Here is a 12,023-nt window from a genome sequence, read left to right on the forward strand (position 1 = left end):
CCCCCGCCCCCGGCGCCCCCACCGACCCCTGGCAGCGCTACGACCCCTGGAGTGCGCCGCTGCAGCAGACGGGGGCCGCCGTCGAGACTCAGGGGCAGCGGCGGCGGCGTGGGCGGCGGGCGATTGTCATGGGGGCCGTCGTCATCGCGCTGGTGGCCGGGGGGATCGGTGGTGTCGTCGGGGCGTATCTGGAGAGGGAGGGCGGGATCGGGACCGACGTCGAGCTCCCGCAGGCCGGTTCGGAGTCCGAGAAGCGGCCCAAGGACAGCGTGGCCGGGATCGCGGCGAGCGCGCTGCCGGGCGTCGTGACGCTGCACGTCCGCGGCGGCGACGGCGCGGGCACCGGCACCGGCTTCGTCCTCGACGGCAAGGGCCACATCCTCACCAACAACCACGTGGTCGAACCCGCCGGGACGGGCGGCGAGATAACGGTGACCTTCAGCGGCGGCGAGACCGCGAACGCCAAGGTCATCGGCCGGGACGCGGGCTACGACCTCGCCGTCGTCAAGGTCAGCGGCGTCCGCGGACTCAAGCCCCTGCCCCTCGGGAACTCCGAGAACGTGCAGGTCGGTGACCCTGTCGTCGCGATCGGTGCACCCTTCGACCTCGCCAACACCGTCACCTCGGGGATCATCAGCGCCAAGGAGCGCCCCATCACGGCGGGCGGCGAGAAGGGCGACGGCAGCGACGTGTCGTACGTCAACGCCCTCCAGACGGACGCGCCGATAAACCCCGGCAACTCCGGCGGCCCCCTCGTCGACGCCAAGGCCCGCGTCATCGGCATCAACAGCGCCATCCGCTCCGCCGGCAACGACTCCGCCCCCGAGGGCGGCCAGTCCGGCTCCATCGGGCTCGGCTTCGCCATACCCATCAACCAGGGCAAGCGCGTCGCCGAAGAGCTCATCAACACCGGCCGGGCCACCCACCCGGTCATCGGCGTCACCATCGACAAGCAGTTCTCCGGCGACGGCGCCCGCATCGCGCGAAAGAGCCGGAGCGGCGGCCCGGCCGTCAACCGCGGCGGCCCCGGCGCCAAGGCGGGCCTGAAGCCCGGCGACGTGATCACGGCGGTGGACGGCCGGCGCGTGCACTCCGGCGACGAGCTCATCGTCAAGGTCCGCGCCCACCGTCCGAAGGACCGCCTGGAGCTGACCGTCGAGCGCGACGGGGACGAGCGGAAGGTGACGCTGGTCCTCGGCACGGCGGGCGGCGAGTGAGGCCGCCCACGGCCCGGCGGCTCCGCCGGGCCGTGCCTCCGCGCGGCGCCTGACCCCACGGCGCCGGACCACGGTGCCCGCGTTGCCTGCGGTGCCCGCGTTGGCCGCGTTGTCGCCGTGCGGCTACCGGACGGACAGGCACGGCGGGTACCGTAGAGCGGGTCCGGACGGCAAGGAGCTTTCAAGGTGTTCAACGACATTGGCGCACTCGAGATAGTGACGCTGGTCATCCTCGCCGTGCTCATCTTCGGACCGGACAAGCTGCCGAAGCTCATTCAGGACGTGTCGCGGACCATTCGCAAGATCCGCCAATTCTCCGACAGCGCGAAGCAGGACATACGGAATGAACTGGGCCCAGAATTCAAGGACTTCGAGTTCGAAGACCTGAACCCGAAGAAGTTCATCCGGAAGCAGATGGAGAACGACGATCTCGGTCTGAAGGAAATCCGCAACGGCTTCGACCTGAAGAAGGAAATGGCCGAAGTCGCGGACGCCGTGCACGGCCGCGACGGCGGCGATTCCGCCGAGGACTCCGGCGGCCGTTCCGCCGCGGGGTCGACGACCGCCTCGGCCAACGGCTCCGGCGGCGGCCGCATCGACATGGAGAAGCGCCCGGAGCCGGGCAAGCCGGCGGCCGGCGACCCGCCGCCCTTCGACGCGGACGCCACCTGAGCCGAAGGGCCCGGACCCGAGCCGGCGGCCCCCGCGCCGCCCCGGTGCCCGTGTGCGCCTCTTGACGCCCGCGGTGCGCCGCCCGGCGCCCGCGAGGGGCCTGCTCAAAGGCGTGGAGTACACCCGTCCGCCGACTGGTTGACCAGCATCCGGAATGGGTGTGGCTATCCTGCCTTGTTGTCCGGCGTGAGGACGCCCGAGGGGGGCGGGCCGCTCCGGACCGACGAGAGCGAGGAGGCGGCCGGGTACATGGAGACGACAAGTCGGGTGGGCGCGCAGGCGCCAGCAGCGGACGGTGCCGCGCAAGCGGTGCCCTCCGCCCGGCGCACGGTCGACGGCTACCTGCTGGCGCCCTTCCCCTGGTACGGCCTGGACGGGGCCTTCACGGGACCGCGCTGGCTGATGCAGGTCGGGACCGCCGCGGACGGAGCCGTGGAGCACGGCTCCATCGGTCACGGTGACGAGCCGTCGGTGCGGGCCGAGGGGACCTTCGGCACCAGCGACAAGGAGCGGTTCGCGGTCGTGGTGACCGTCGCGGCCAATCCGGTGCGGCGCAGCGCCGACGGCACCGGCGTCCTGGAGGCCACCTCGGTGTCCTCCGCGGCCTGGCTGGCCGGTGTGGGCCTGCTGTCCTTCACCTGGCCCGGCCAGATGGACCACAGCCTGCGGGACGACTGGCTCGACCAGCAGACCGAGACCGCGTGGGTCCTCGCGGACGACCTGCACGGGTCCGACTGGTCGACCCTCTCCCTGCCGGTGGACGGGGCCCCGACCTCGTTCCACTACCGGGAGTCCGAGTACGGCTGGGTGCTCGCCGGGTCCACGAAGGAGGGGGTGCATCTGGGGGCGTACGGACGCGGGATGAGCGCGTACGGCCTCGGCTTCTCCGTCGTCCAGGACATCGGGGCTTACGCGGGGTAGTCCCACCGACGGGCCGAACGTACGCCGGACGGGCTGGGAATCAGCCCGTCCGGCGCTTGAGGACGAGCGCGGAGCGCGACGCGGGGTGCGCGACGCGGGGTGCGCGAGGCGGACGGATCAGAACTTGTTCCGGGGCGTGATGCCCAAGGAGAGACCCGACAGCCCCCGCTGGCGGCCACCCAGTTTCCCTGCGATCGTGCGCAGCGCGCTGCCCGCCGGGGACTCCGGGTCGGTGAGGACGACGGGTTTACCCTCGTCGCCGCCCTCGCGCAGGCGGACGTCGATCGGGATGGAGCCGAGGACCGGCACCGTCGCGCCCGTGGTCTTCGTCAGGCCCTCCGCGACCTTCTGGCCGCCGCCCGTGCCGAACACGTCGACCATCTCGCCGCAGTGCGGGCAGGGCAGCCCCGACATGTTCTCGACCACGCCGACGATCTTCTGGTGGGTCTGTACGGCGATGGAGCCCGCGCGCTCGGCGACCTCGGCGGCGGCCTGCTGCGGGGTGGTCACGACCAGGATCTCCGCGTTCGGGACGAGCTGCGCGACGGAGATCGCGATGTCGCCCGTGCCCGGCGGCAGGTCCAGGAGCAGCACGTCCAGGTCGCCCCAGAACACGTCCGCGAGGAACTGCTGGAGGGCGCGGTGCAGCATCGGGCCGCGCCACACGACGGGTGCGTTGCCCGGCGTGAACATGCCGATCGAGATGACCTTCACGCCGTGCGCCGACGGCGGCATGATCATGTTCTCGACCTGGGTGGGGCGTCCGTCGGCGCCGAGCATGCGCGGCACGCTGTGGCCGTAGATGTCCGCGTCCACGACGCCGACCTTGAGGCCGTCGGCGGCCATCGCCGCCGCCAGGTTCACCGTCACGGACGACTTGCCGACGCCGCCCTTGCCGGAGGCGACCGCGTAGACCCGGGTCAGGGAGCCGGGCTTGGCGAAGGGGACCTCGCGCTCGGCGGTGCCGCCGCGCAACGCGGTGGCCAGCTCCTTGCGCTGCTCGTCGCTCATCACGTCCAGGGTCACGTCGACGCGCGTGACGCCCTCGACGGCGGCGACCGCGTCCGTCACGTTCTTCGTGATCGTCTCGCGCATCGGGCAGCCGGAGACCGTCAGATACACGGCGACGGCCACCGCGCCGTCCGCGCCGATCTCCACCGATTTGACCATCCCCAACTCGGTGATGGGTCGCTGGATCTCGGGGTCGTTCACCGTCGCCAGTGCTTCACGCACCGCGTCTTCCGTAGCTGCCATACGACCGATAGTACGGCGCGGTAACCCATGCCCGGAAAGGGCTGTCAGCGGTCGCCTACGTCACGTACACGGCTGTCCTCGGACGGGAATACGGCGTGCTGCTCCTCCAGCTCCTTGACCAGGTCCTGGAGCTCGGAGCGGATCCAGTCGCGGGTGGCGACCTCGCCGAGGCCCATGCGCAGCGAGGCGATCTCCCGGGTGAGGTACTCGGTGTCGGCGATGGAGCGCTCGTTCTGCTTGCGGTCCTGCTCGTGGGTGACGCGGTCGCGGTCGTCCTGGCGGTTCTGCGCGAGCAGGATCAGCGGGGCGGCGTACGACGCCTGGAGGGAGAGCATCAGGGTCAGGAAGATGAACGGGTAGCGGTCGAAGCGCAGGTCGACGGGGGCGGAGACGTTCCAGACGACCCACATGATGATGACGACCGTCATCCAGACGATGAACCGGCCCGTGCCCAGGAACCGCGCGATGCGCTCCGAGAGCCGCCCGAACGCCTCCGGGTCGTAGTCCGGAAGGAGTTTGCGGCGCGGCGCCCGCGGCTGGTCGAGCCGGAACCGGCTCCGGCCGCGCCCCTCCCGGTCCCGGTCCTTGTCGCGCTCCCGCTCAGCCGCCGCCATGACCGGCCCCCTCCTGCAGGTGGAACTCCGTCTCGCGCCAGTCGTCGGGCAGCATGTGGTCGAGTACGTCGTCGACGGTGACCGCGCCGAGCAGGGAGCCGCCCTCGTCGACCACCGGCGCCGCCACCATGTCGTACGCCGCGAAGAAGCCCGCCACGACCGGCAGCTCGGCCTCCGGGCGCAGCGGCCGCAGATCGTCGTCGATGATCGAGCCGACCAGCGTGTACGGCGGGTCCCGCAGCAGCCGCTGGAAGTGCACGGTGCCCAGGTACTTGCCGGTCGGGGTCTCGTCCGGCGGGCGGCACACGTACACCTGCGCGGCGAGCGCGGGGGAGAGGTCCTGCTGCCGCACCCGCGCGAGCGCGTCCGCGACCGTCGCGTCCGGGCGCAGCACGATCGGCTCGGTCGTCATCAGACCGCCCGCGGTGCGCTCCTCGTACGCCATCAGCCGGCGCACGTCGGCCGCGTCGTCCGGCCGCATCAGGGTGAGCAGGCGCTCCTTGTCGTCCTCGGGGAGCTCGGCGAGCAGGTCGGCGGCGTCGTCGGGGTCCATGGCCTCCAGGACGTCGGCGGCGCGCTCCTCCTTGAGCTTGCCGAGGATCTCGATCTGGTCGTCCTCCGGGAGCTCTTCGAGGACGTCCGCGAGCCGGTCGTCGTCGAGCGCGGCGGCGACCTCCGCGCGCCGCTTCGGCGTCAGATGGTGCAGCACGTTGGCGAGGTCCGCGGGGCGCAGCTGTTCGAAGGTGGCGAGCAGGCTCTCGGCGCCCTGCCCGTGCTCCTCCAGCGAGAAGCCGTCCACGGCCGACCAGTCGACGGTCAGCGTCTCGCCCTTGCGCCGGAAGGCCCGGCCCCGGCCCCTGCGGACGAAGACCCGGTCCACCTCCCAGTCCCGGCGGGCCGGGAGCTGCTGCACGGAGACGTCGATGACGGTCACGTCCTCGCCGGTCTCGACCAGGTGCACCCTGCGGTCGAGGATCTCGCCGAGGACGAGACGCTCGGTGGGGCGCTGCTCGAAGCGCCGCACGTTCAGCACGCCGGTGGTGATGACGTGGCCCGATTCGATGCCGGTCACCCGCGTGATGGGCAGGAAGATGTGCCGGCGGGTGGCGAGCTCCACGACGAGGCCGAGCAGCCGGGGCGGCCTGCGGCCGACGCGGAGCATCGCGACGAGGTCGCGCACCCGGCCCACCTCGTCGCCGTTCGGGTCGAAGACGGCGGTGCCGGCCAGGTGCGAGACGAAGATCCGGGGCGCGCTTCCGGCCATGCGCGGCGCCTCCCTGTCGCCCTTTGCAGGGATTTATACGATCTTTCGTACGGGCTTCAGGCTAGCCCGTACCGGACGCATCCGGCCTGGTGGGACGTCCGGACGGACTGGCTCCGAAACACCTCGGCGGCACCGGTACGCTGCGGTACGCCCCGGCCGTGGCACGCCGCCGCCGGGGCCGTAGAGCAAGCCGTAGAGGACGTCCGCACGAGAGGCAGCGCCACCTGTGACTGCGATGCGACAGGCCCGCCGTACCCGAAGGACCGCGCTCATGGCCGCGGTCTGCGCGGGGATCGTGGTGGGCGGCGCGGGCCTGACGGGATGCGGCGGCGGAGGGGGCGAGGACCCGGACGCGGGCACGAACGGCGTGGGCAAGCTGTCCGCGACGAAGATCCAGAGCAAGACGCGGCAGGCCGCCAAGGGCGCCACCGCCGTCCGGCTGTCCGGCACGGTCGTCAGCAAGGGCCGGACGTACAAGCTCGACATGCGCCTCAAGGGCTCCGGCGGCACCGGTGAGGTCACGTCCAAGGGCGGGACGTTCCGGCTGCTGCGCGTCGGCGAGCACCTGTACCTGAAGGCCGACTCGGCCTTCTGGACGCACCAGGGCGAGTCCGGCGGTCAGGGCGGCGGCTCGGCGGCGGACGAGTCGGCGGCCGCCAAGCTCGACGGCAAGTACGTGAAGGTGCCCGCGGGCGACCCCGCGTACCAGCAGCTCAGCGGCTTCACCGACAAGGACGTGATGCTCGACGGCACGCTCACGCTGCACGGCGTGCTGTCCAAGGGCGACCGCGCGGAGTCCGCCGCCGGACGCGTCATCAAGATCGCCGGGGACAGGGGCGCGGGCGGCACGCTCGAGGTCTCCCTGGACGGCAAGCCCTACCCGCTGCGCCTCCAGCGCGCGGGCGACGCGGGCACCCTGCGGCTCACCGAGTGGGGCAAGGACTTCCCCCTGGAGGAACCGGGCAAGGACGAGACGGTGGACTACGGCCAGCAGCTGCCGAATTCGTAGGGACCGAGGGGAGTGACAGGGGGCTGGCGGTGCGGTACCGAGCCCCGTAAGGGGCGCGGGGAACTGCGCGACCAGCCCCCACCGCCCCGCAGAGGAAAAACCGCGGGCCCCAGCGAAGCGCTACCGCTTCTTGGCCCGCCGGGCCAGCAGCCGCGGCAAAGCCGCCGGGATCGGCTGGCGCGTCGTCGCCCCCGTAGGCAGCGGCGGCGCCGCCAGCGACCCGTCCGGCAGGTCCGTGCTCGCCGAGCGAGGGGTCAGCCGCAACACACGGCACTCCTCGGCCCAGCGATCCACCATCCGCTCGCCGTCGGGCGCGTTGAGCCGCTTGCCCTTGAGTTCGGCGACAGCCGCCTCCCACGCCTCGGAGCGCGGCGCGAGCTCCGCCACCGCCGCGGTCCACGCGACGACGCGGCCGCCCTTGTCCTTGCTGCGCACGGTCACCTCGGCGCTCGCCCCGTCGGCGAGATCCGGCAGCGGCTGCTCGCCGGGGCCGTCCCCGACGACATGCGCGGCGCCGTCGACCCAGACGTGCCACAGCGCCCTGACGGGGCCGTCGGGGCCGGCGCCGCGCACCCAGATGAGCCCCGACTTCTTCGTGGCCTCCTCGACGAGGGCGCGGTCGAACAGCGCGTCAGCAGCAGCAGTCATACGGGGAGCTTAGCGAGCCGCCCGCAACAGGGGCCTCAGAGCCAGCCGTTGCGCTTAAGCGTGCGGTGGATCGAGTAGCAGACCACGCCGATGAGGCCGAGGACCATCGGGTAGCCGAACCGCCAGTGCAGCTCCGGCATGTGGTCGAAGTTCATGCCGTAGACGCCGCACACGGCCGTCGGTACGGCGATGATCGCCGCCCAGGACGTGATCTTGCGCATGTCCTCGTTCTGCGCGACGGCGGCCTGGGCGAGGTTGGCCTGGAGGATCGAGTTGAGCAGTTCGTCGAAGCCGAGCACCTGCTCCTGGACGCGGGCGAGGTGGTCGGCGACGTCGCGGAAGTACTTCTGGATGTCGGGGTCGACCAGGCGCATGGGCCGCTCGCTGAGCAGCTGCATGGGCCGGAGCAGCGGCTGCACCGCGCGCTTGAACTCCAGGACCTCGCGCTTGAGCTGGTAGATCCGCCCGGCGTCGACGCCCCGCGAGACGCCCTTGCCGGTGGCCGCGAACACCTCGTTCTCGACGTCGTCGATGTCGACCTGCATGGCGTCGGCGACGGCGAGATAGCCGTCGACGACGTGGTCGGCGATGGTGTGCAGGACCGACGAGGGGCCCTTGGCGAGCAGCTCGGGCTCCTCCTGGAGGCGGCGCCGCAGGGCACGCAGCGAGCCGTGGCCGCCGTGCCGCACGGTGATGAAGAAGTCCCGCCCGGTGAAGCACATGACCTCGCCGGTCTCGACGATCTCGCTGGTGGCGGTGAGTTCGGCGTGCTCGACGTAGTGGATGGTCTTGAAGACCGTGAACAGCGTGTCGTCGTAGCGCTCCAGCTTGGGCCGCTGGTGGGCGTGGACGGCGTCCTCGACGGCCAGCGGGTGCAGCCCGAACTCGGCCGCGATCCCGGCGAACTCGGCCTCCGTGGGCTCGTGCAGACCGATCCACGCGAAGCCGCCGTCGCGGCGGACCTGGAGCATCGCCTCGTGCGGCGTGAGGGTGTCGTCGCTGGCGACGCGGCGGCCGTCGCGGTAGACGGCGCAGTCGACGACGGCGGAGACGGCGCTGGGGTCGCGGGTGGTGTCGTACGAGCTGTAGGAGGCGCTGTCCTTGCGCAGGGCGGGGCGGACGGCGTCACGCAGGTCGCGGATCATCGACATGGGCAGGCTCCTTCGACGAAAGGGCCGCCTGCGGCGGGTGGAACTGCCCGGAATGGGGACGTCCTGCTGCGGGTTTCTGGCACGTCCACAAAGCGGGGAGCACCGCACCGTCGCGTTGGCAGCAACGCTACTGATGCAGATCAGGTGAAACGCGGTGCTCTTCCGTCTCGTACGGTCCATGCCGGGTACGAACGCGCCGTCCCCGGATGCCGTACGAAGGGCCGCAGCTACGCTGCTGCGGGATATTCAGCGGGCGGAAGAGCGAGTGGTACTGCACGGTCGACTTCGATCCACTGCAGCCCCACCTCCTCCGGCCGGTCCCCCGTGGGGGAAGTCCCAGGCGCGCCAAGGCGCCGTGTCCTGCGTCCGGGCTTGAAGGCGACGCTTCTGCGTGCTGCCCGGGCCAGCGGCCAACAGTATCAGCCGACCGGTGCGCCAAACCCCCACCTTTACCCATCACTGACGAGTTCTATGCTCGCGTCATGGCTGATGTTCTTGCTCTGGTCGAGGCCCGGCTCCGCGGTGGCCTGGGGGAAGCGGACGCGCGCGCGGCGGTGACGTTCCTCGGGACCGACCGCATCGAAGTGCTGCGGTTCACGGACGGGGACGTCGTGCGGTACGCCACGCTGGGGATGTCCGCCCAGCCGATGACCGATCCGACGGCCGCCCTCGCCGACCCCGTGCGGGGCCCGCGCGCGGAGCTGGTCCTCTCGGTACGCGGCGGCCTCGTCGACACCGACAAGGTGCTGCGCCCGCTGGCCGTGCTCGCCGCCTCGCCGCAGGTGGAGGGGCTCGTGGTGGCGCCGGGCGCCTCCCTCGACGTGGGCGAGCCGCTGTGGCCGGGCGCGCCGTTCACCTCGGTCCTGGTCGCGGAGTCCGGGGGCCTGATCGAGGACCTGGAACTGGACGAGCCGATGGATCCCGTACGTTTCCTGCCGCTGCTCCCGATGACGCCCAACGAGGCGGCGTGGAAGCGGGTGCACGGCGCGGCCGCGCTCCAGGAACGCTGGCTGAGCAGCGGTACGGACCTGCGCGATCCGCTGCGCAAGTCCGTACCGCTGGACTGAACGTCCGCCCCGTCGGGGCCGGTTGGCCTCAGTTGGCGAAGACGGTCACGCCGTCCTCGGTGGCGTGCCGGGTCTCCAGCTCCTCCGCCTCGTGTGTGAGGGCGCTTCGGCGCACCCACACGACCACCGCGCCGAGCACCGCCGTGACGGCCGCGACCACGAACGGGATGTGGATATTGCTCCACTCCTCGATCTTCGGCGCGAAGTAGGGGGCGGCCGCGGCGGCGAACCAGCGTACGAAGTTGTAGCCGGCGCTCGCCACGGGGCGCGGGGCGTCCGAGACGCCGAGGGCGAGTTCCGTGTAGACGGTGTTGTTCACGCCGATGAAGGCGCCGGACAGGATGGTGCAGACGACGGCGGCGGTGTGGCTGCCGTACCCGAGCACCAGCACGTCCGTGGCGAGCAGCACCAGCGAACCGCCGAGCACCTTCAAGGAGCCGAACCGCTCCTGGAGCCGGGGCGCGACGAGCACGGAGAACACCGCGAGCAGCACGCCCCACGCGAAGAAGACCGCACCCGACTTGTACGGCGTCATGTCCAGCACGAACGGCGTGAAGGCCAGGACCGTGAAGAACGTGTAGTTGTAGAAGAACGCCGACGCGGCCGCCGAGGCGAGGCCGCCGTGGCCGAGCGCCTTGAGCGGGTCGAGCAGCGAGGTCTTCCGCGCGGGCTTCGGCTGTTCCTTCAGGAACACCGTGATGCACAGGAAGCCGACGGCCATCAGGGCCGCGGTGCCGAAGAACGGGTAACGCCAGCTCGCGTCGCCGAGCAGGGCGCCGAGCAGCGGCCCGCAGGCCATGCCGAGCCCGAGCGCGGACTCGTACAGCAGGATCGCCGCCGCGCTTCCTCCCGCCGCCGCGCCCACGATGACGGCGAGCGCGGTCGACACGAACAGCGCGTTGCCGAGGCCCCAGCCGGCCCGGAACCCGACGAGTTCGCCGACCGACCCCGACGTACCGGCGAGCGCGGCGAACACGATCACCAGCGCGAGCCCGGCGAGCAGCGTCTTCTTGCCGCCGATGCGGCTGGAGACGAAGCCGGTCACCAGCATGGCGACGGCGGTGATCAGGAAGTACGAGGTGAACAGGAGCGAGACCTGGCTCGGCGTGGCCCGAAGTCCCTGGGCGATGGACGGCAGGATCGGGTCGACGAGGCCGATGCCCATGAACGCCACGACGGACGCGCCCGCCGTGGCCCACACCGCCTTCGGCTGACGCAGCAGGCCGCCGGCCCCCGCGTCGAATGGGTCGCCTTCGGCGGGCTCTGCCGTCTCTCCTCGGGTGTGGGTGGTCATTCCGCCGCTCCTTCGTGTTCTTCGTGTTCTTCCGCGTCTCCCGCGTCTTCCGCGGGCAGATCGTTGACGCATACACACAATAAGTTAGGTGTGCTAATTAATGCAAGCTACATCTAGTTTTGCCTGGTGGCGGGCCGGGGGAAAGGTGAGAGGGCAGAGGAGAGGAGGCGGCCTCCGGACGGGTGATCGTCCTTGACGGGGCGCCGAGTGGGGAGGACCGTTGGGCGCTATGAGGGGCGAACCCAGTTGCCCGAAGTGTGGTGGCCGGGTCAGGGCTCCCGGTCTCTTTGCCGACTCCTGGCAGTGCGATGTGCACGGGACGGTGCACCCGCTGCAGCCCGTGATCCCGCCCAGCGTCGAGGCCCTCCAGGTCGTGGTGCACCGCACCCAGGTGCCCGTGTGGATGCCGTGGCCGCTGCCCGTCGGCTGGCTCTTCACGGGCGTGGCCTGCGCGGGTGACGACCGCAGCGGCGGCCGCGCCACCGCCGTGGCCTGCTCGGGGCCCGCCCCGCTCGGCGGCGTCGGTGAACTGGTCCTCGTCGCCGAGGAGTTGGGCGTCGGCCTGGGCGCGCGTTACGCCGGCATCGACGGCCCCGACCCCGGCCCCTCCATGAGCGTCGGCAAGCCCGCCCAGGCCAAGGTCCTCGCGGCCGGGCGGCCCACGGCCATGTGGCACGTGCCGGGCACGCCCGACGACCGCGCGGTGTTCGCAGGCGAGGCGCGCGGTCTGTGGCTGTGGGCGATCGCCTGGCCCGAGCAGTCGGGGCTGCTGATGTACGACGAGCTGGTGCTCACGGACTTGCGGGACGCGGGCGCGGAGGTGGACCTCCTGCCTTGCGGGGCGCTTTCGCCGCGCTTGCTGATGCCGTAGCGGCGGGCGCCCTTCCCGAAGCTGGGGGCTCCGCCCCCAGA

12 protein-coding genes are annotated in these 12,023 nt (G+C 71.7%); 6 read left to right on the forward strand and 6 right to left on the reverse strand.

Features of this window, described 5'->3' with window-relative positions; translation table 11 throughout:
• From STRAU_RS07625 to STRAU_RS07635, 3 genes are all read left to right on the forward strand, one after another.
• Positions 1-1,217: S1C family serine protease (locus STRAU_RS07625; protein ID WP_037658043.1), on the forward strand; the 1,217-nt coding region annotated here is incomplete at its 5' end.
• Positions 1,218-1,403: 186 nt separating this feature from the next.
• On the forward strand, positions 1,404-1,889 hold the full coding sequence (locus tag STRAU_RS07630; RefSeq protein ID WP_037658045.1) for a sec-independent translocase: 486 nt from the start codon (positions 1,404-1,406) through the stop codon (positions 1,887-1,889).
• Positions 1,890-2,138: 249 nt separating this feature from the next.
• Positions 2,139-2,810, forward strand: a complete 672-nt coding sequence (locus STRAU_RS07635) for a hypothetical protein (protein WP_037658054.1) — start codon at positions 2,139-2,141, stop codon at positions 2,808-2,810.
• A 117-nt stretch (positions 2,811-2,927) separates the two neighbouring features.
• Here STRAU_RS07635 and STRAU_RS07640 read toward each other — a convergent pair whose 3' ends face one another.
• The 3 genes from STRAU_RS07640 to STRAU_RS07650 are packed head-to-tail and all read right to left on the reverse strand — an operon-like array spanning position 2,928 to position 5,942.
• A complete protein-coding gene (locus tag STRAU_RS07640; protein ID WP_037658047.1) occupies positions 2,928-4,064 on the reverse strand; it encodes an Mrp/NBP35 family ATP-binding protein in 1,137 nt (378 codons plus the stop codon).
• 44 nt (positions 4,065-4,108) lie between these two features.
• Positions 4,109-4,678 carry a DUF1003 domain-containing protein gene (locus tag STRAU_RS07645; RefSeq protein ID WP_016639683.1) on the reverse strand — a complete coding sequence of 190 codons (570 nt, stop codon included), beginning with the start codon at positions 4,676-4,678 and terminating at the stop codon, positions 4,109-4,111.
• Entirely contained in the window at positions 4,665-5,942 is a 1,278-nt protein-coding gene (locus tag STRAU_RS07650) for a magnesium transporter MgtE N-terminal domain-containing protein (protein WP_016639684.1), read from the reverse strand. Before STRAU_RS07650 ends, STRAU_RS07645 begins: the two co-directional genes overlap by 14 nt.
• A 271-nt stretch (positions 5,943-6,213) precedes the next feature.
• Here STRAU_RS07650 and STRAU_RS07655 point away from each other — a divergent pair, with 271 nt between their 5' ends.
• Positions 6,214-6,951, forward strand: coding sequence for a hypothetical protein (locus tag STRAU_RS07655; protein WP_016639685.1), 738 nt, complete (start codon positions 6,214-6,216; stop codon positions 6,949-6,951).
• 120 nt (positions 6,952-7,071) lie between these two features.
• Here the strand turns inward: STRAU_RS07655 and STRAU_RS07660 are convergent, their stop codons facing one another.
• Positions 7,072-7,599 (reverse strand): hypothetical protein, encoded by a 528-nt coding sequence (locus STRAU_RS07660; RefSeq protein WP_016639686.1) that lies wholly within the window; start codon positions 7,597-7,599, stop codon positions 7,072-7,074.
• A 35-nt stretch (positions 7,600-7,634) separates the two neighbouring features.
• Entirely contained in the window at positions 7,635-8,750 is a 1,116-nt protein-coding gene (locus STRAU_RS07665) for a magnesium and cobalt transport protein CorA (RefSeq protein ID WP_016639687.1), read from the reverse strand.
• 482 nt (positions 8,751-9,232) lie between these two features.
• On the opposite strand from STRAU_RS07665, the gene STRAU_RS07670 reads away from it, so the two are divergent.
• The gene (locus tag STRAU_RS07670) at positions 9,233-9,817 is read left to right on the forward strand and encodes a suppressor of fused domain protein (RefSeq protein ID WP_016639688.1); all 585 of its coding nucleotides are present in this window, start codon (positions 9,233-9,235) and stop codon (positions 9,815-9,817) included.
• Between the two features lie 28 nt (positions 9,818-9,845).
• Here the strand turns inward: STRAU_RS07670 and STRAU_RS07675 are convergent, their stop codons facing one another.
• Positions 9,846-11,111: an MFS transporter gene (locus STRAU_RS07675; protein ID WP_016639689.1), complete on the reverse strand. Its 1,266-nt coding sequence runs from the start codon at positions 11,109-11,111 to the stop codon at positions 9,846-9,848.
• A 229-nt stretch (positions 11,112-11,340) separates the two neighbouring features.
• Between STRAU_RS07675 and STRAU_RS07680 the strand changes: the two genes are divergently transcribed.
• The gene (locus tag STRAU_RS07680) at positions 11,341-11,982 is read left to right on the forward strand and encodes a DUF6758 family protein (protein ID WP_037658052.1); all 642 of its coding nucleotides are present in this window, start codon (positions 11,341-11,343) and stop codon (positions 11,980-11,982) included.
• The last annotated feature ends 41 nt before the right edge of the window (positions 11,983-12,023 follow it).

It is taken from the genome of Streptomyces aurantiacus JA 4570, from assembly GCF_000414115.1.
In the GTDB taxonomy this organism is placed as follows: domain Bacteria; phylum Actinomycetota; class Actinomycetes; order Streptomycetales; family Streptomycetaceae; genus Streptomyces; species Streptomyces aurantiacus_A.

What these genes read in the sequence shown, in the direction of transcription:
- STRAU_RS07635 (WP_037658054.1), top strand. Translation starts at nt 2,139, where the DNA reads ATGGAGACGACAAGTCGGGTGGGCGCGCAGGCGCCAGCAGCGGACGGT.
- STRAU_RS07640 (WP_037658047.1), bottom strand. Translation starts at nt 4,064, where the DNA reads ATGGCAGCTACGGAAGACGCGGTGCGTGAAGCACTGGCGACGGTGAAC.
- STRAU_RS07645 (WP_016639683.1), bottom strand. Translation starts at nt 4,678, where the DNA reads ATGGCGGCGGCTGAGCGGGAGCGCGACAAGGACCGGGACCGGGAGGGG.
- STRAU_RS07650 (WP_016639684.1), bottom strand. Translation starts at nt 5,942, where the DNA reads ATGGCCGGAAGCGCGCCCCGGATCTTCGTCTCGCACCTGGCCGGCACC.
- STRAU_RS07655 (WP_016639685.1), top strand. Translation starts at nt 6,214, where the DNA reads ATGGCCGCGGTCTGCGCGGGGATCGTGGTGGGCGGCGCGGGCCTGACG.
- STRAU_RS07660 (WP_016639686.1), bottom strand. Translation starts at nt 7,599, where the DNA reads ATGACTGCTGCTGCTGACGCGCTGTTCGACCGCGCCCTCGTCGAGGAG.
- STRAU_RS07665 (WP_016639687.1), bottom strand. Translation starts at nt 8,750, where the DNA reads ATGTCGATGATCCGCGACCTGCGTGACGCCGTCCGCCCCGCCCTGCGC.
- STRAU_RS07670 (WP_016639688.1), top strand. Translation starts at nt 9,233, where the DNA reads ATGGCTGATGTTCTTGCTCTGGTCGAGGCCCGGCTCCGCGGTGGCCTG.
- STRAU_RS07675 (WP_016639689.1), bottom strand. Translation starts at nt 11,111, where the DNA reads ATGACCACCCACACCCGAGGAGAGACGGCAGAGCCCGCCGAAGGCGAC.
- STRAU_RS07680 (WP_037658052.1), top strand. Translation starts at nt 11,341, where the DNA reads ATGAGGGGCGAACCCAGTTGCCCGAAGTGTGGTGGCCGGGTCAGGGCT.